The organism is Acinetobacter septicus (assembly GCF_019355975.1).
GTDB classification, from domain to species: domain Bacteria; phylum Pseudomonadota; class Gammaproteobacteria; order Pseudomonadales; family Moraxellaceae; genus Acinetobacter; species Acinetobacter ursingii.
Genome location: NZ_CP079898.1, coordinates 1,635,034 through 1,652,470, shown reverse-complemented (window position 1 = coordinate 1,652,470; position 17,437 = coordinate 1,635,034). Strand labels below are relative to the sequence as shown.

Below are 17,437 nucleotides of genomic sequence, written 5' to 3'. Positions count from 1 at the left end.
AGTTGATAGACAACTTGATGAATATATTAAACTTCCTGATGCTGGGCATCTGCCGCGGCATCATGTTCATTCATCAAGGCTTCTTGTCGTGCTTTGCGTTCAGCACGTGCTTCTGCACTTAAGCGATTTTGTTCAGAGTCCCAGCCTTCATAGGCTTCAACAATTTTCTGAACCAGTTGATGACGTACCACATCACGTGAATGAAAACGGGTAATGTGAATTTCTTTAATCGGTTCTAGTACACGTAAAGCATGCGCTAAACCAGATTGCTGTCCGCGTGGTAAATCGACTTGCGTGATATCGCCCGTGATGACAGCACGTGAACCAAAGCCTAAACGGGTGAGAAACATCTTCATCTGTTCAGGCGTAGTATTTTGCGCTTCATCTAAAATCACGAAAGAATGATTCAGTGTGCGACCACGCATATAAGCAAGTGGTGCGACTTCAATCACCTGACGTTCAATCAACTTTGCAACTTTTTCAAAACCCAACATTTCGTATAAAGCATCATAAAGAGGACGCAAATATGGATCGATTTTTTGAGCTAAGTCACCTGGCAAGAAGCCGAGTTTTTCACCTGCTTCAACGGCAGGTCGAACAAGGAGGATACGCTGGATTTCATTGCGTTCCAGCATGTCGACAGCCGCAGCAACGGCAAGATAGGTTTTACCTGTTCCTGCTGGCCCGATTCCAAACGAAATGTCACTTTGTAAAATACGCTGCACATAACGCTTTTGGTTGGTACCACGAGGGTTAATACGACCTTTGGGAGTTTGTAGCCAGACATTATCCAGACCTGTATGTTCCTGTTCGGAATCATCCATAAGCTCTCGATCAGTCTGACTGCCCTGAATCATCAGGTGTAAGATATCGGCACTAATCTGGCTGGAAATTTCTGATTCATCGTAAAGACGCTGGAGCAGTGATTCTGCTCGTTCGACTGCATCAATGTCACCATCGATGTAGAACGCGTCACCACGATGAGTTATTTGTACATCTAAACGCTGTTCAATCTGCTTCAAGTGACCGTTGTATGCACCTAACATGCTTTTTAAACGGGTCATTGAAACGCCGGGAAAAGTAACGGTACGTCGAATCGCTGCAGTCAAAGAGTTATCCTTTTTCTAGCCTTGTTCTAATACCCTTACATTACGCCACGTCAGGCTCAAGATTCAAGAGTTCACCATAAACTAAATTCAAAGTTTTGATCTCGGTAATCTCAATCTCTGCGAAGCGTCCCACCCATGAAGGATCTCCGATAAATGTAACCAGTCGTGTATTGTCCGCAGTCCCGACTAAAAGGTCTGGATTTTTCTCGGAAACATTTTCAATCAATACTCGTTGTACTGTACCTAACATGGCATCAGTTTTACGGATACTAGACTGCTTGATCCAATGTTGAACTTTGCCTAAACGCTCTTTTTTGACTGTTTCGGATGTCGTATCTACTAGCTCAGCCGCGGGTGTCCCAGGGCGTTTTGAGTAGACAAAACTATAAGAATGATCGAAATCCAAATCTTTGATAAATTGATAAGTTTCTTCAAAATGTTCATCGGTTTCGCCCGGGAAGCCAATAATAAAATCGCTGGATAAATGCATGTCTGGGCGGATTTTACGGAGTTTTGCAATCTTCTCGATATACACATCAATGGTGTGGTTACGCTTCATCGCTTGTAACACGGCATTTGAGCCACTTTGTACAGGCAAATGCAAATGAGACACCATTTGTGGTAAGTCTCGGTAGCATTGAATCAGGTCATCAGAGAACTCAAGTGGATGCGAAGTGGTATAACGCAAACGTCCGATGCCCGGAATTTCTGAAACGAGTCGTAACAATTCAGGGAAGGTACAAATTCCACCTTCGAAAGTTTCACCACGATAGCCGTTGACGTTTTGGCCGAGCAATGAAATTTCACGGACCCCTTTTTCAGCCAATCCTGCGATTTCAGCCAATACATCATCCAAAGGACGTGACACTTCTTCGCCGCGTGTGTAAGGCACGACGCAGAACGAGCAGTATTTTGAACAACCTTCCATAATCGAAACAAACGCTTTAAAGCCTTCGACCCGTGGTTCAGGTAAAAAGTCAAACTTTTCGATATCTGGAAAAGAAATGTCTACTAGTTTGATTTTATCTTTTTTTGGTTTTTCGACCTGATCCTGATGTTGATCTAGCATCTGTGGCAAGCGATGCAAAGTCTGTGGACCAAAGACCATATCGACATAGGGCGCACGTTTTTGAATGTTGTCGCCTTCCTGAGACGCAACACAGCCCCCAACCCCAATAATCAGGTCAGGATTATGTTCTTTAAGCTTGCGCCAGCGCCCTAACTCACTAAATACTTTTTCCTGAGCCTTTTCACGAATCGAGCAGGTATTCATTAGTAGAATATCGGCTTCTTTCGGATCTGTAGTTAGGACATAGCCATGAGAGTCGCCTAAAAGATCTGCCATACGATGACTGTCATACTCATTCATCTGACACCCTTGAGTTTCAATATACAATTTCTTGATTGAAACATCTTGGGTGTGCGCTGGCTGGGTGACAGTGTTTTCTGAGGCAGCTTTGTCACCATTAGGAATGAAAGTTTGAACCGTCATGTAGGCTCCTAAATAAAGTAAACCGGTCTATCGGGATTTGATCCGACGAAAGCGCGCAATTGTAGCAGTATTTGCGGCAAAGATCGCGAAATAAATGAAGTGGCTAAACATTGAGCTTCAGATCAAGATATTTTGCAGACTGTGATAAGTAAGTGATTCGCTAATATGGTTGATTTTTCAATTAAAAAAATGTGAATATTACTGTTGCTGAATCAGCAGTTTACATAACACAACAGTAGCGGGCGTCAAGAGTAATTACACTAGCAGAGCGCAGAAGTGATTGGGGTTTAAAAAAGCGTCTATGGCATGGAAAAAAAAGAGTAAATTTTCAGTGGCAGTTTTCTTTAAAAATAAATGGATTTATACCAGTGCGATCAGTGTCTTAACATCACTTTCAGCATCTGTGGCTTTTGCTGCTGAGGAACAATTTAACGATGCATTACGTGCCGCCAATGCAGGCGATTTAACTGCGCTCGATCAATACCAATTTTCCATGCAAAATGATGTGCTAGGTTATTATCCAGAATATTGGAAACTTAACACTGATTTAGGATTGCAGCCTGCCACCACCATTATTAATTTTGCCAAGCGTTATCCTAACTCTGCGATGGCTGAAAAATTATCGGCAGATTATGTCGAAGAAAAAGTTAAACAAGGAGATTTGGTAACTGCTCAACCTGTATTGCCGTATGTAACCAATCCAGATCGTGCTGAAAGCTGTGCTGTGGCACAAGTTCGCGCCAGTTCAGGTGATCCACTGGTATTTGCTGAATATAAAGATGTCTGGCTCACCACCAATAGCCAACCAGAGTCCTGTAATGGATTGGGGCGGATGATGCAATCCAGCCCACTGATGTCTGCGCAGGATAAACAACAACGTTTGTGGGGGCAGTTACGAGCAGGCCAATCTGGACTGGCTCTGTCCACTGCGCAGACTTTAGGCATGAGTTTATCTCTTGCGCAGTTGAATCAGATTCAATCCAATCCACTGAATTATTTATGGTCTGCGCCTAAAACTTCCCAGACCGATTATGCGTATCTAATTTTTGCTTTAGGTCGTTTGGCAGATAGTGATTTAACTTCAGCATTGGGCAATGTAAAGCGGGTTGCAGAAGGCACACCGCCCGATGTTCAAAAATATTTATATCGCACGGTGGGTTACATCGGCGGTACCACAGTCATGAAAAATAACTTTAATCGTGAAGTTTTAAATAGTTTTGATTTAAGTTATGGCTATCCCTTCAGTCCAGAAGAAGCGGAAGTGTATGCGCGCCAAGCCATCCGCTTTGGTTCATGGGAAAGTGTGATTCGTGCCATTGATGGCATGTCGGTCAGTCAAAAGCAAGAAGATCGTTGGCAATATTGGTTAGCGCGTGCTTTAGAACAGCGCAATGATCGGCAGGCAAAACAGCAAGCGCAGCAGATTTATCAAAAATTGGCTCAGTCAGGTGATGACTATCATAATTTGTTGGCGCGGGATCATTTGGGGAAAAAATACAATGATATTCCAGTTTACACCCAAGCGACCAATAATGATTTACAACGATTGAATCAAGATATTCATTTTAGACGTGCTTTTACTTTGCGCAATGTCAACGCGCCTGATAACTATGTTAATCGTGAATGGAACTGGGCAGTACGTCAGGCTTACTTAAAACAAGATGATGGTTTATTGCTGGCTGCTGCGCAACGTGCCAGTGAAATGGGTTGGTATGATCGTGCAATTTATGCGGCAGACCGTACGGTCAATAAACATAATTATGCCTATCGTTATGTGATGCCCCATCAAGTCACGGTGGTGAATCATAGTCAAAATGCAGGAATTGATCCTGCGTGGGCTTATGGTTTAATGCGTCAGGAAAGTCGCTTTGTAACCTCTGCACGTTCGCATGTCGGGGCAGGTGGGCTCATGCAAATTATGCCTGATACAGCAAAACTGATTGCCCGACAAATGGGTGAGACTTACAATCCTGCTGCTTTGACTGACATGAACACCAATGTGCGTTATGGAACATTTTATTTATCCATGATTCAGGGGCAATTAAGTGGTAATCCGGTGCTGGCAACCGCAGGATATAACGCTGGGCCAAATCGTGCCCGTCGCTGGCAGCCTGATTTTCAAGCTTTGTCAGCAGATCAATATACGGAAAGTATTCCATTACTTGAAACACGAGATTATGTAAAGCATGTTATGACCAATGCTGCACATTATGGTGTTCTGTTGGGGCGGGGGCCTCAATCGATAGAACAACGCATGCTTCCCATTCCTGTTCGTAGTACACCTTAAAACAGGATGGCGCTTCTTATGATAACGGTTAAGTTTTTAGTTCGATGAAAAAGAAAAGTTTTACATACCATTGTCTTTCATGGTTGACGGGATGCGTATTGTGGGTAAATGTTATTTTATTTGCTCCGAATTTATATGCCGAATCACCACGCTTACAAGGCTATGTCATGCAAATTCAAATGACACCTGCGGTATGTGCGCTAGATTCTTCGCGGCAAAAACAGCGTAAATGTCTGGAAGGATATTCCCTAACCATTACAGGCTTGCTGCCTGAAACCAGTCATTCGAGTTGTGAAACTACTTCTGCTCCTACATTATCGCCTTTACAAGCCAAAGTTGTGGCACGTGTCATGCCAGATGAAAATGCCCGCGCACAATTGTGGCGTAGTATTGGTGGATGTATTCCTATGTCCGCCAGTCAGTATTTTAGGATGATTATTAATTATGCAGAGCGTTTGAAAATTCCTGCGGATTTAACCAGTGGAATCAATAAGGAAATTCAGAAAAATAATCTACAACAACAGTTTGTTCGCTTAAATCCTTCTTTACCTGCCAATGGTATTCGATTGAGTTGTGAATCTTCACGTTCAGAGCAGATTTTGACAGAAGTTCAGGTCTGTTATCAGGTCAATGGAACCTATAAACAATGTTCTAGTCATGTAGTGTCCAATTGTCCAAATGAGTTCACAATTAAAGGTAGTTATTAATCACTTGGTCGCAATTGATTTGTATTTTCTATCAGACTTTTGTTGAAATTCATTCTCTTTTAAATGCATCTGTTGCGGGTTTGGAGTACAATCTTTGCCGTTTATGATTATTAGATTAAATAGACTATCTGTTTAATCATCTTAACGATCCTCAATTGGAGATAATTACATGAAGCAACCCGTTCGTGTTGCCGTTACTGGCGCTGCAGGTCAAATTGGTTATAGCTTGTTATTCCGTATCGCAAGCGGTGAAATGTTAGGCAAAGATCAACCAGTGATTTTGCAATTGCTTGAAATTCCAGTTGAGAAAGCTCAACAAGCGCTTAAAGGCGTAATGATGGAACTTGACGACTGTGCTTTCCCATTGTTGGCTGGCATGATCGGTACTGATGATCCTAAAGTTGCGTTTAAAGATGCAGACTACGCATTGTTGGTAGGTTCTCGTCCACGTGGTCCTGGTATGGAACGTGCTGACTTGTTGAAAGTGAACGGTGAAATCTTCATCGGTCAAGGTCAAGCGCTTAACGAAGTAGCAAGCCGTGACGTGAAAGTATTGGTTGTGGGTAACCCAGCAAACACCAATGCATACATCGCAATGAAATCTGCTCCAGATCTTCCAGCGAAAAACTTTACTGCAATGCTACGTCTTGATCACAACCGTGCTTTGACTCAAATTGCGCAAAAAGCAGGCGTTGCGGTTGCTGATATTAAAAACCTTACAGTTTGGGGTAACCATTCTCCAACCATGTATGCGGACTACCGTTTTGCAACTGCAAATGGCGTAAACTTAAAAGACAAAATCAATGATGCTGACTGGAATGCGAACGTATTCCTTCCAACTGTTGGTAAACGTGGTGCTGCGATCATCGAAGCGCGTGGTTTGTCTTCTGCTGCTTCTGCTGCAAATGCTGCAATCGACCATATGCGTGATTGGGCTTTGGGTACAAACGGTGAGTGGGTAACGATGGGTATTCCTTCTGACGGTTCTTATGGTATTCCAGAAGGCGTTATTTATGGTGTGCCTGTTACTTGTGAAAATGGCGAATACAAACGTGTTGAAGGTCTTGAAATTGACGCATTCAGTCGTGAACGTATGGACAAAACACTTCAAGAACTTGAAGAAGAACGTGCTGCAATTGCAGACATGTTAAAATAATTAAAAACGATTTCTAATCGTCAAAAAGCATTCCTTAAAGGGGTGCTTTTTTTATGATCTTGTTTTTTGCATAATGATGATTTAAAACAAAAAATAACAAGAAGATTAAACGGATATAGATGACAAAACAGCGTATTGTGGTTAACGTGAAGCTTAACTTAGGTCAGTTGATTCATGGAGAATAACAATGTTCGAACAACAACCCACTTTAGAATTATTATTTGAGCAGCTTGGATTGGATGCCAGTGAAAGTGCGATGGATCAATTCATTAAAGAACATCAACTTTCGGCAGATGTAGAGCTGCATGATGCAGAATTCTGGAGCGAAGGACAGCGTCAGTTTTTACAAAGCCATATTGATAAAGATGATGATTGGGCGATTGTCATTGATGAACTCAATCAACAGTTACATATCGATAGTAATCCTAAAGCCTAGGCTTTAGGATCCACGATTCAGTTTAATGTGTTTTTGAACGGATCAGCGTTTTAAACCAATCGTGTTGATGCACTTGAGTAAAAGCTGAATGATGTTGCATTAACTCCAGATCAAACTCAGTGCACTGGCTATATTTTTCTAGCCAATGCCGTGCCAGTGCATACTCGGTTTTAACCGCAGACGCATAAGCCAAAAAGAACAACACATCACCATGTTGTAAATGCGCCAAAGGTTTTAAAATTTGCTGAGTAATGGTGGCAAATTTTGCTTCACGATTCAGCTCATAATACATCATATAGGCTTTGGCCAATTGTAAAGACAAATCTATATAAAGCGACATAGGCATTTCATCAAATTCAACGCGGGATGTCTCTAAAATTGCAATCGCTTCATGTAAAAAATGCACACGTTCCTGACGGTTGCGGCTGATCTCAACCAATTGTAAGCGTAAGTCCCCACGTTCCAGTGCAAGTTCAGGTGTATTGCCCGCAAGGTAGTGTTGATCAGTTTCTCCGATGCGCTCAACAATCATTTTGCTTGTATCTAGCATGTGGTTCATCCTCTGGGTTTATCGTCATTATATGAGGCTATTCGGCGATTTTAAAAGTGTACAAGGGTGAAACGCAGTGTTGCAGCTTTGATGGCATATTTCCAGATCACTATTTATCCAGATGACTATTTAGAAGACCAAATGGAGTTGCCACTGCGTAGCCATGCTGTAATGGAAAGTCTCTGCCGCTTAGAACTTAATACTTCGTGTAATAAATCGCTTTGAAAAATCACCAGACGATTAGGTTCAGGTTCAATAATATGCCATTGCTCATTTTTATCTTGTAAGCGCAGTTGTCCGCCCCAATCGGGTTGCCATTCTGGATGTAAATAATAAACGGCTGAAATCATTCGATCATTTTTTTGTTGAGGATTATCGCGATGTAAGGCATAAAACTCGCCCGCATTATAACAAGCAAAATGCGCTTCAATAGATTGAATCCCAAGAAAAAAAGCACGATTAAATGCCTGTGAAAAATTTTGGAGCAAGTCGATATGCTGTTGCGCAATCTTTAATTTTTCATCAATCCAGAGAATATGGTCACTACGAATTTTACTGACGATACCATTTTGAATGGCAGCTTCGCGAAACTGATTTAAATTGAATAGACATTCATCTAGCAATTGACTGGTAAATGGTGCTGAATGTGTTTGGTTGACAATAGCAAAGCCATGCTGGTCTAAATCATCCAGAATTTGTTCGATGTCATGCTGAATCGATTCAGAAATTTGCTGCATTTTGCCTCTCAATCATCAAATAAACCCACCAAAGAAAACTTATCCAGTGGGAGCTTTCGCTATTCTAAAACAACTCATGCACACGTAACTGCTTTTTTTCATGTTAAAATACACGTTAATCTGAGGAATTAATGTAAAAAATGAATTACCGTCACCATTTCCATGCGGGCAACTTTGCTGATGTCATGAAGCATGTACTCTTGCTTCAATTGTTAACACGTTTAAACGCGAAAGATAAGCCTTATCGTTATATTGATACGCATGCTGGTGCGGGAAAATATGATTTATCTCTGGCACCTGCACAAAAATCAGGTGAGTTTTTAACGGGTATTCATCGACTGGTTCAACTGGGAGATATGGAAAAACGTCAGGCTCCAGAGGGCGTACAACAATATCTCAAACTGGTTGAAAATATCCGCGCTGAACAAGGTAAGGGAACTTATCCTGGATCGCCGTGGTTTGCCCTGCAAGCGATGCGTGAGATAGATAAAGCCACTGTTTTTGAAATGCAACGCGATGTCTTCCAACAACTTCGTCAAAATATTCGCGATAAACGCATGGGTTTGCATGAGCGTGATGCTTACGAGGGTTTACTTGGTGTGATTCCGCCAAAAGAAAAACGTGGTTTGGTCATGATCGATCCGCCTTATGAGTTGGAGCGTAAGGACTTTCCACAATTGGTTGAGCTTTTGCAAAATGCCTATAAAAAATGGCCAACAGGCGTGTTTGCTGTTTGGTATCCGATTAAGGATCGCGCCATGATTGAACGTTTTGAAAAGAAAATGATGAAAACCGGCATTCGCCGTCAGCTCATCTGTGAGATTTGTGTTTGGCCCGATGATACGCCAGTAGGTTTAAATGGTTGTGGTTTATTGGTGATTAATCCACCTTGGCAATTTTCAGAAGATGCCGATCAGGCCTTACAATGGTTATTTCCACATTTGCGTATGCAGGAAAATGGCGGTCATGCCGCAGTTCGCTGGCTTGTAGGTGAGTAAAACTTATCATTCAAAGCATATTTGAGATCAACAACAATGACAAACATACAAAAGCCTAACCATGAATCAACTCAGAATGATCATTCTTTTGATGGTATTACCTTTGAGGTGGTTGAAGAGGAACAGACTCAGGAAGGCCAAAAAATTAAACGCCGTGGGATCTATTTATGGCCAAATCTGATCACGACTGCTGCGTTACTTTCAGGTTTTTATTCGATTACTGCGAGTATGAATGGTGAATTTTTGCAAGCCATTTATGCGATTTTTCTTGCAGCCTTACTCGATGGACTTGATGGACGTGTCGCACGAGCAATTGGTGCGCAAAGTGCGTTTGGTGAGCAATACGATTCATTGTCCGATTTATTAGCGTTTGGTGTTGCGCCTGCTATTTTAATGTATAGCTGGAGCTTGCATGATCTGGGTCGTATTGGCTTGGCGTGTTGCTTTATTTATACCGCTTGCGCTGCGTTTCGTTTGGCGAGATTTAATGTGCAAATTGGTGTGGTGGATAAACGCTACTTTATCGGTATCGCCAGTCCATTGGCTGCAATATTGGTGATTACCCTGATTTGGGTCAGTCGAGATTATCCGTTTGTTTTCGATATTCGTGATATTAAAGTACAAATTGCTTATGCAATCTACATGGTCATTGTTGCGATCTTAATGATCTCAAATATTAAATATTATTCTTTTAAACAAATGGATCGTAAACGTGTGCCATTTGTGGTGATGTTGCCTGTTGTGCTGATTTTTGCAGCAATTACTTACAATATTCCAATGGGGATTTTAATCGTATCCATTATTTATGCAATTTCAGGTTTTGTGACCACCTTGTTCGCACGTAAACAAAGTCCTACTATAAAGACATAATGCTTATGAGTGAGGTTCAGTATGCAAATGTTGATGAGTTCGCTAGAACAGTCTACACGCCTGAACCTCAAATTCAGCCAAACCACTTTGCTGGCTTATCATCCGCCGAAAGGACATTTTAAAGTCGTTTATCATGGGCTGATTTTACCCAATCTACCAGCACCGCTTCACTTTTTTAATTTTATTAATTTGCTGGGTCAACCCAAAATTCCATTGTTTCATAATCCAAGTATTATCAAAGATAAAGCTTCTAATACAGCCAGCGTAATGATGGCAATCAGCCCACATCAGATAGGACATTTAAAAAGTTATTGGCTTAACCAGCAGTGTCAAATCCATCCACACCATTACCAATTTGATCAAATTGACCAGTTCAAAGGAAATTTTCCACATTTTGAAATTCAACGTCAGGATCGTGAGTTAGAGTTGAATCTCAAAATTCAAACGACGGAAAACATTACTCACTTTGTCCCATTGAAATGGAATTTATTTGAACATTGGTCAATATTGTGTCATTGCCAAGGACATTTAAAATATCAAAATCAACATTATGAAATTAGTGGTATGGGAAGTTTTGATTATGCCCGTGCTGCAAATATTCCTTATCTTCCATTGGCATTTTATACGCATCAACTGATCAATCTAAATGAAAACACACAAGTGATTTTGAGTCAGGTGCGCAATCAATGGAATCAGATCATTTATTCCAGATTTTATTTGCGTGGCATCAATGGAGAAAACCTCTTTATTGATAAAAAAGTCTACTTTCATGTTCATCGTGTTTACCCAAAGATTACCACGCCAAATCATCGTCAAATGTACCTTCCTCGAGAGTTTTCTTGGTATGTAGAGGAAAATGGACAGCCCATTTTTGAAATCAAAGCACAAAGTCGAGGGGATTATAAATTCGGAGTAGGGGCGGGTTTTGCCGGAAGTTTTCGATATCATGCGCGTTTATACGATCAGAATTTTGAAGGTGAAAGCGCGTACTGCGAATATATTGATATTCGACCTTTAAATTGGCAAGAAAAAAACCAAACACAAATTCTTGCGGATGAATTCCTTCAAGCTCAGCCTTGTTTGCTTAAGAAGTAATCAAACTCGTCGAGTATGATCAAAACATAGACGATGGAGTGAGATCTTTTAAAAAAGGGGTTGCGTTGGTTTGGGAATGCTGTAGAATGCGCACTCATCGGCGGTGATTCGGATAAAAACTTGTTGAAAAACAGGGTGTTGGTTGGGTCTTGAGGGATTTGATTGGTATTTTAGTTGAGTAGATTGAGTTTTAAAAATATCTAAATTGCCTGTTGACTTTTAAGAGATTGAGAGTAATATAGCCGACCTAGCTTGATGCTGACGAAGCATGAAGAAGATCATTAAGAATATAGAAGAACAACTTGTGTGGATTTTTACTAATTGATTGATCGAAATATTATCATTGATTGATTGGTTTAAATTACTCGAAGTTTATTTGAGAGAATTTGTCAGTAATTGATGAGCCAGAATTGGCGTCTTGTCTTAACTAAGACGCGAAATGATTTTAACTGAAGAGTTTGATCATGGCTCAGATTGAACGCTGGCGGCAGGCTTAACACATGCAAGTCGAGCGGAGATGAGGTGCTTGCACCTTATCTTAGCGGCGGACGGGTGAGTAATACTTAGGAATCTGGCTATTAGTGGGGGACAACATTTCGAAAGGGATGCTAATACCGCATACGTCCTACGGGAGAAAGCAGGGGATCAGTAATGACCTTGCGCTAATAGATGAGCCTAAGTCGGATTAGCTAGTTGGTGGGGTAAAGGCCTACCAAGGCGACGATCTGTAGCGGGTCTGAGAGGATGATCCGCCACACTGGGACTGAGACACGGCCCAGACTCCTACGGGAGGCAGCAGTGGGGAATATTGGACAATGGGGGGAACCCTGATCCAGCCATGCCGCGTGTGTGAAGAAGGCCTTATGGTTGTAAAGCACTTTAAGCGAGGAGGAGGGTACTGGTATTAATACTACCAGCTACTGGACGTTACTCGCAGAATAAGCACCGGCTAACTCTGTGCCAGCAGCCGCGGTAATACAGAGGGTGCGAGCGTTAATCGGATTTACTGGGCGTAAAGCGTGCGTAGGCGGCTAATTGAGTCGGATGTGAAATCCCCGAGCTTAACTTGGGAATTGCATTCGATACTGGTTAGCTAGAGTGTGGGAGAGGATGGTAGAATTCCAGGTGTAGCGGTGAAATGCGTAGAGATCTGGAGGAATACCGATGGCGAAGGCAGCCATCTGGCCTAACACTGACGCTGAGGTACGAAAGCATGGGGAGCAAACAGGATTAGATACCCTGGTAGTCCATGCCGTAAACGATGTCTACTAGCCGTTGGTCTCTTTGAGGGATTAGTGGCGCAGCTAACGCGATAAGTAGACCGCCTGGGGAGTACGGTCGCAAGACTAAAACTCAAATGAATTGACGGGGGCCCGCACAAGCGGTGGAGCATGTGGTTTAATTCGATGCAACGCGAAGAACCTTACCTGGTCTTGACATAGTAAGAACTTTCCAGAGATGGATTGGTGCCTTCGGGAACTTACATACAGGTGCTGCATGGCTGTCGTCAGCTCGTGTCGTGAGATGTTGGGTTAAGTCCCGCAACGAGCGCAACCCTTTTCCTTATTTGCCAGCACTTTGGGTGGGAACTTTAAGGATACTGCCAGTGACAAACTGGAGGAAGGCGGGGACGACGTCAAGTCATCATGGCCCTTACGACCAGGGCTACACACGTGCTACAATGGTCGGTACAAAGGGTTGCTACCTAGCGATAGGATGCTAATCTCAAAAAGCCGATCGTAGTCCGGATTGGAGTCTGCAACTCGACTCCATGAAGTCGGAATCGCTAGTAATCGCGGATCAGAATGCCGCGGTGAATACGTTCCCGGGCCTTGTACACACCGCCCGTCACACCATGGGAGTTTGTTGCACCAGAAGTGGATAGTCTAACTGCAAAGAGGACGTTCACCACGGTGTGGCCGATGACTGGGGTGAAGTCGTAACAAGGTAGCCGTAGGGGAACCTGCGGCTGGATCACCTCCTTAACGAAAAGATTGGTTGATTGGTAAGAATCCACAACAAGTTGTTCTTCTGGTATCTGAATGAAAGATAGAAAAGGAACGAGTTTTCTCTTTTAATTTCAGAGATAAGTCATGCACTACGCGCTGCGCTTGTCTTGCGAAATAAAAAAAGAGATTATTAATCTCTTTTTTTATTTCTCAGGGTCTGTAGCTCAGTTGGTTAGAGCACACGCTTGATAAGCGTGGGGTCACAAGTTCAAGTCTTGTCAGACCCACCACTGCACAAGCTAAGCGCAGATGACAGATACTTAAATGATATAAGCTGGGGACTTAGCTTAGTTGGTAGAGCGCCTGCTTTGCACGCAGGAGGTCAGGAGTTCGACTCTCCTAGTCTCCACCAAATTTCAAGAACAGAAAAGCGCAGCTTTTCCTTGAAATTTAAGCAAGAAGCTATGCTTCGCGCAGTATCTGATCGAACACGAAAGTGAAAGAAAAGATGATTATAGAGCTTAGTAAATATAATGATTTATTAAGCTCTGTGATTAATCACAGTTTAATGTAGCTGACGAGGTTACATTAATTCATTAACAGATTGAGAATTGAGTCTGAAATAAATTGTTCACTCAATAACAAAGAGAGAAGAAGTCATTCTGATCTTAGAGTTAATTGAGAACTAGCAAATTAACTGAATCAAGCGTTTTGGTATATGAATTTAGATTGAAGCTGTACGGTGCTTAAATGCACAGTACTTCAAACTGTAATGTTGGTAATACTACTTGTAGGTATTAACGACTGTTTGGGGTTGTATAGTCAAGTAATTAAGTGCATGTGGTGGATGCCTTGGCAGTCAGAGGCGAAGAAAGACGTGATAGCCTGCGAAAAGCTCCGGGGAGGCGGCAAATATCCATTGATCCGGAGATGTCTGAATGGGGGAACCCACCTACTATAAGGTAGGTATCAATAACTGAATACATAGGTTATTGAAGCGAACGAGGGGAAGTGAAACATCTCAGTACCCTTAGGAAAAGAAATCAATTGAGATTCCCTTAGTAGCGGCGAGCGAACGGGGATCAGCCCATTAAGTGATGTGTGTTTTAGCGGAACGCTCTGGGAAGTGCGACCGTAGAGGGTGATAGTCCCGTACACGAAAGGGCACACATCATGATGACGAGTAGGGCGAGGCACGTGAAACCTTGTCTGAATATGGGGGGACCATCCTCCAAGGCTAAATACTCCTGACTGACCGATAGTGAACCAGTACCGTGAGGGAAAGGCGAAAAGAACCCCTGTGAGGGGAGTGAAATAGATCCTGAAACCGCATGCATACAAGCAGTGGGAGCCGACTTGTTCGGTGACTGCGTACCTTTTGTATAATGGGTCAGCGACTTATATTCAGTAGCAAGGTTAACCGCATAGGGGAGCCGTAGAGAAATCGAGTCTTAATAGGGCGTTTAGTTGCTGGGTATAGACCCGAAACCAGGCGATCTATCCATGAGCAGGTTGAAGGTTGGGTAACACTAACTGGAGGACCGAACCCACTGTCGTTGAAAAGCCAGGGGATGACTTGTGGATAGGGGTGAAAGGCTAATCAAGCCTGGTGATAGCTGGTTCTCCCCGAAAGCTATTTAGGTAGCGCCTCGGACGAATACCATAGGGGGTAGAGCACTGTTTCGGCTAGGGGGTCATCCCGACTTACCAAACCGATGCAAACTCCGAATACCTATGAGTACTATCCGGGAGACAGACTGCGGGTGCTAACGTCCGTAGTCAAGAGGAAAACAATCCAGACCGCCAGCTAAGGCCCCAAAATCATAGTTAAGTGGGAAACGATGTGGGAAGGCATAGACAGCTAGGAGGTTGGCTTAGAAGCAGCCACCCTTTAAAGAAAGCGTAATAGCTCACTAGTCGAGTCGGCCTGCGCGGAAGATGTAACGGGGCTAAAACTATGTGCCGAAGCTGCGGATGTAACTTTAGAGTTACGTGGTAGGGGAGCGTTCTGTAAGCCGATGAAGGTGTATTGAGAAGTATGCTGGAGGTATCAGAAGTGCGAATGCTGACGTGAGTAACGACAAAACGGGTGAAAAACCCGTTCGCCGAAAGACCAAGGGTTCCAGTCCAACGTTAATCGGGGCTGGGTGAGTCGACCCCTAAGGCGAGGCCGAAAGGCGTAGTCGATGGGAAATGGGTTAATATTCCCATACTTCTGTGTAATGCGATGAGAGGACGGAGAAGGTTAAGTCAGCCTGGCGTTGGTAGTCCAGGTGGAAGACAGTAGGCATGCATCTTAGGCAAATCCGGGGTGCTCTATGCTGAGAGTCGATATCAAGCTGTACTTGTACAGTGAAGTGGCTGATACCATACTTCCAAGAAAAGTCTCTAAGCTTCAGTTACACAGGAATCGTACCCGAAACCGACACAGGTGGTCAGGTCGAGTAGACCAAGGCGCTTGAGAGAACTCTGCTGAAGGAACTAGGCAAAATGGTACCGTAACTTCGGGAGAAGGTACGCTGCTGAGGGTGATGGGACTTGCTCCCTGAGCGCTTGGCAGCCGCAGAAACCAGGCCGCTGCAACTGTTTATTAAAAACATAGCACTCTGCAAACACGAAAGTGGACGTATAGGGTGTGATGCCTGCCCGGTGCTGGAAGGTTAATTGATGGGGTTAGCGTAAGCGAAGCTCTTGATCGAAGCCCCAGTAAACGGCGGCCGTAACTATAACGGTCCTAAGGTAGCGAAATTCCTTGTCGGGTAAGTTCCGACCTGCACGAATGGCATAATGATGGCGGCGCTGTCTCCAGCAGAGGCTCAGTGAAATCGAAATCGCTGTGAAGATGCAGTGTACCCGCGGCTAGACGGAAAGACCCCGTGAACCTTTACTGCAGCTTGACATTGAACTTTGACCTTACTTGTGTAGGATAGGTGGGAGGCTATGAAGATGTGACGCCAGTTGCATTGGAGCCATCCTTGAAATACCACCCTGGTAATGTTGAGGTTCTAACTCTGCCCCGTAATCCGGGGCGAGGACCATGTCTGGTGGGTAGTTTGACTGGGGCGGTCTCCTCCTAAAGAGTAACGGAGGAGTACGAAGGTGCGCTCAGCGTGGTCGGAAATCACGCGTAGAGTATAAAGGCAAAAGCGCGCTTAACTGCGAGACCCACAAGTCGAGCAGGTACGAAAGTAGGTCTTAGTGATCCGGTGGTTCTGTATGGAAGGGCCATCGCTCAACGGATAAAAGGTACTCTGGGGATAACAGGCTGATACCGCCCAAGAGTTCATATCGACGGCGGTGTTTGGCACCTCGATGTCGGCTCATCTCATCCTGGGGCTGAAGCAGGTCCCAAGGGTATGGCTGTTCGCCATTTAAAGAGGTACGCGAGCTGGGTTTAGAACGTCGTGAGACAGTTCGGTCCCTATCTACCGTGGGCGCTGGAAATTTGAGAGGATCTGCTCCTAGTACGAGAGGACCAGAGTGGACGAACCTCTGGTGTACCGGTTGTGACGCCAGTCGCATCGCCGGGTAGCTATGTTCGGAAGGGATAACCGCTGAAAGCATCTAAGCGGGAAGCCTACCTCAAGATAAGATTTCCCTGTGACTATATGTCACCTAAAGAGCCGTTCAAGACTAGGACGTTGATAGGTTGGATGTGGAAGCATAGTGATATGTGAAGCTGACCAATACTAATTGCTCGTGAGGCTTGACTATACAACACCCAAACAGTTGTTGTATTCAAGATAAATTCGATACAAAACTTGATTTAGTTAATAAACTAGTTACAATACCGACTCAATTTACAATCCGTTAATAACTCTTTGGATCGTAAGTAAGGCATACGATGAATATATCGTGAATAAGACCCGAAAACACCACAACAGTTTGCTGGCGACAATAGCAAGAGTGAACCACCTGATCCCTTCCCGAACTCAGAAGTGAAACCTCTTCGCGCTGATGGTAGTGTGGCGTTAGCCATGTGAGAGTAAGTCATCGCCAGCTTTTAAATCTAAGGCACCCTCATCTTTATACAGATGAGGGTGCTTTTTTT

At 43.6% G+C, this 17,437-nt stretch carries 11 protein-coding genes, 2 tRNA genes and 3 rRNA genes; 12 read left to right on the top strand and 4 right to left on the bottom strand.

The features are described 5' to 3' along the window. Positions 1-26: 26 nt before the first annotated feature. Both I6L31_RS07870 and miaB read right to left on the bottom strand, forming a co-directional pair. Positions 27-1,109, bottom strand: coding sequence for a PhoH family protein (locus tag I6L31_RS07870; RefSeq protein ID WP_004985450.1), 1,083 nt, complete (start codon positions 1,107-1,109; stop codon positions 27-29). A gap of 40 nt (positions 1,110-1,149) precedes the next feature. After that, positions 1,150-2,601 carry a tRNA (N6-isopentenyl adenosine(37)-C2)-methylthiotransferase MiaB gene (gene miaB / locus I6L31_RS07865; RefSeq protein WP_004985452.1) on the bottom strand — a complete coding sequence of 484 codons (1,452 nt, stop codon included), beginning with the start codon at positions 2,599-2,601 and terminating at the stop codon, positions 1,150-1,152. 301 nt (positions 2,602-2,902) lie between these two features. Between miaB and I6L31_RS07860 the strand changes: the two genes are divergently transcribed. The 4 genes from I6L31_RS07860 to I6L31_RS07845 all read left to right on the top strand — a co-directional run bounded on the left by I6L31_RS07860 (position 2,903) and on the right by I6L31_RS07845 (position 7,187). Beyond that, positions 2,903-4,888 carry a lytic transglycosylase domain-containing protein gene (locus I6L31_RS07860; RefSeq protein ID WP_010588894.1) on the top strand — a complete coding sequence of 662 codons (1,986 nt, stop codon included), beginning with the start codon at positions 2,903-2,905 and terminating at the stop codon, positions 4,886-4,888. Positions 4,889-4,932: 44 nt separating this feature from the next. Next, the gene (locus tag I6L31_RS07855; RefSeq protein ID WP_034698970.1) at positions 4,933-5,595 is read left to right on the top strand and encodes a ribonuclease T2 family protein; all 663 of its coding nucleotides are present in this window, start codon (positions 4,933-4,935) and stop codon (positions 5,593-5,595) included. A gap of 169 nt (positions 5,596-5,764) precedes the next feature. Continuing rightward, positions 5,765-6,751 (top strand): malate dehydrogenase, encoded by a 987-nt coding sequence (locus I6L31_RS07850; protein WP_004985458.1) that lies wholly within the window; start codon positions 5,765-5,767, stop codon positions 6,749-6,751. Between the two features lie 187 nt (positions 6,752-6,938). Next, complete coding sequence (locus tag I6L31_RS07845; RefSeq protein WP_004985459.1) at positions 6,939-7,187, top strand: DUF2789 family protein; 249 nt, start codon at positions 6,939-6,941, stop codon at positions 7,185-7,187. A gap of 22 nt (positions 7,188-7,209) precedes the next feature. Here the strand turns inward: I6L31_RS07845 and I6L31_RS07840 are convergent, their stop codons facing one another. Both I6L31_RS07840 and I6L31_RS07835 read right to left on the bottom strand, forming a co-directional pair. Continuing rightward, positions 7,210-7,737, bottom strand: a complete 528-nt coding sequence (locus I6L31_RS07840; RefSeq protein WP_005002080.1) for a hypothetical protein — start codon at positions 7,735-7,737, stop codon at positions 7,210-7,212. A gap of 125 nt (positions 7,738-7,862) precedes the next feature. After that, a complete protein-coding gene (locus I6L31_RS07835; protein WP_005002081.1) occupies positions 7,863-8,474 on the bottom strand; it encodes a 2OG-Fe(II) oxygenase in 612 nt (203 codons plus the stop codon). A 140-nt stretch (positions 8,475-8,614) separates the two neighbouring features. Between I6L31_RS07835 and I6L31_RS07830 the strand changes: the two genes are divergently transcribed. The 8 genes from I6L31_RS07830 (at position 8,615) to rrf (ending at position 17,388) form a co-directional block, all read left to right on the top strand. Then, positions 8,615-9,472: a 23S rRNA (adenine(2030)-N(6))-methyltransferase RlmJ gene (locus I6L31_RS07830; RefSeq protein WP_004985467.1), complete on the top strand. Its 858-nt coding sequence runs from the start codon at positions 8,615-8,617 to the stop codon at positions 9,470-9,472. Positions 9,473-9,508: 36 nt separating this feature from the next. Continuing rightward, positions 9,509-10,342, top strand: a complete 834-nt coding sequence (pssA, locus tag I6L31_RS07825) for a CDP-diacylglycerol--serine O-phosphatidyltransferase (RefSeq protein WP_005002083.1) — start codon at positions 9,509-9,511, stop codon at positions 10,340-10,342. Positions 10,343-10,363: 21 nt separating this feature from the next. Continuing rightward, on the top strand, positions 10,364-11,437 hold the full coding sequence (locus I6L31_RS07820; RefSeq protein WP_005002086.1) for a DUF6670 family protein: 1,074 nt from the start codon (positions 10,364-10,366) through the stop codon (positions 11,435-11,437). Between the two features lie 446 nt (positions 11,438-11,883). After that, positions 11,884-13,422: ribosomal RNA gene (locus I6L31_RS07815) — 16S ribosomal RNA — on the top strand. 177 nt (positions 13,423-13,599) lie between these two features. Beyond that, positions 13,600-13,676: transfer RNA gene (locus I6L31_RS07810), tRNA-Ile, on the top strand. A 46-nt stretch (positions 13,677-13,722) separates the two neighbouring features. Then, a tRNA-Ala gene (locus tag I6L31_RS07805) sits at positions 13,723-13,798 on the top strand. A gap of 408 nt (positions 13,799-14,206) precedes the next feature. Then, a 23S ribosomal RNA gene (locus tag I6L31_RS07800) occupies positions 14,207-17,100 on the top strand. A gap of 173 nt (positions 17,101-17,273) precedes the next feature. Next, a 5S ribosomal RNA gene (rrf, locus tag I6L31_RS07795) occupies positions 17,274-17,388 on the top strand. The 16S, 23S and 5S rRNA genes sit together here with 2 tRNA genes alongside, the layout of an rRNA operon. Positions 17,389-17,437: the final 49 nt, after the last annotated feature.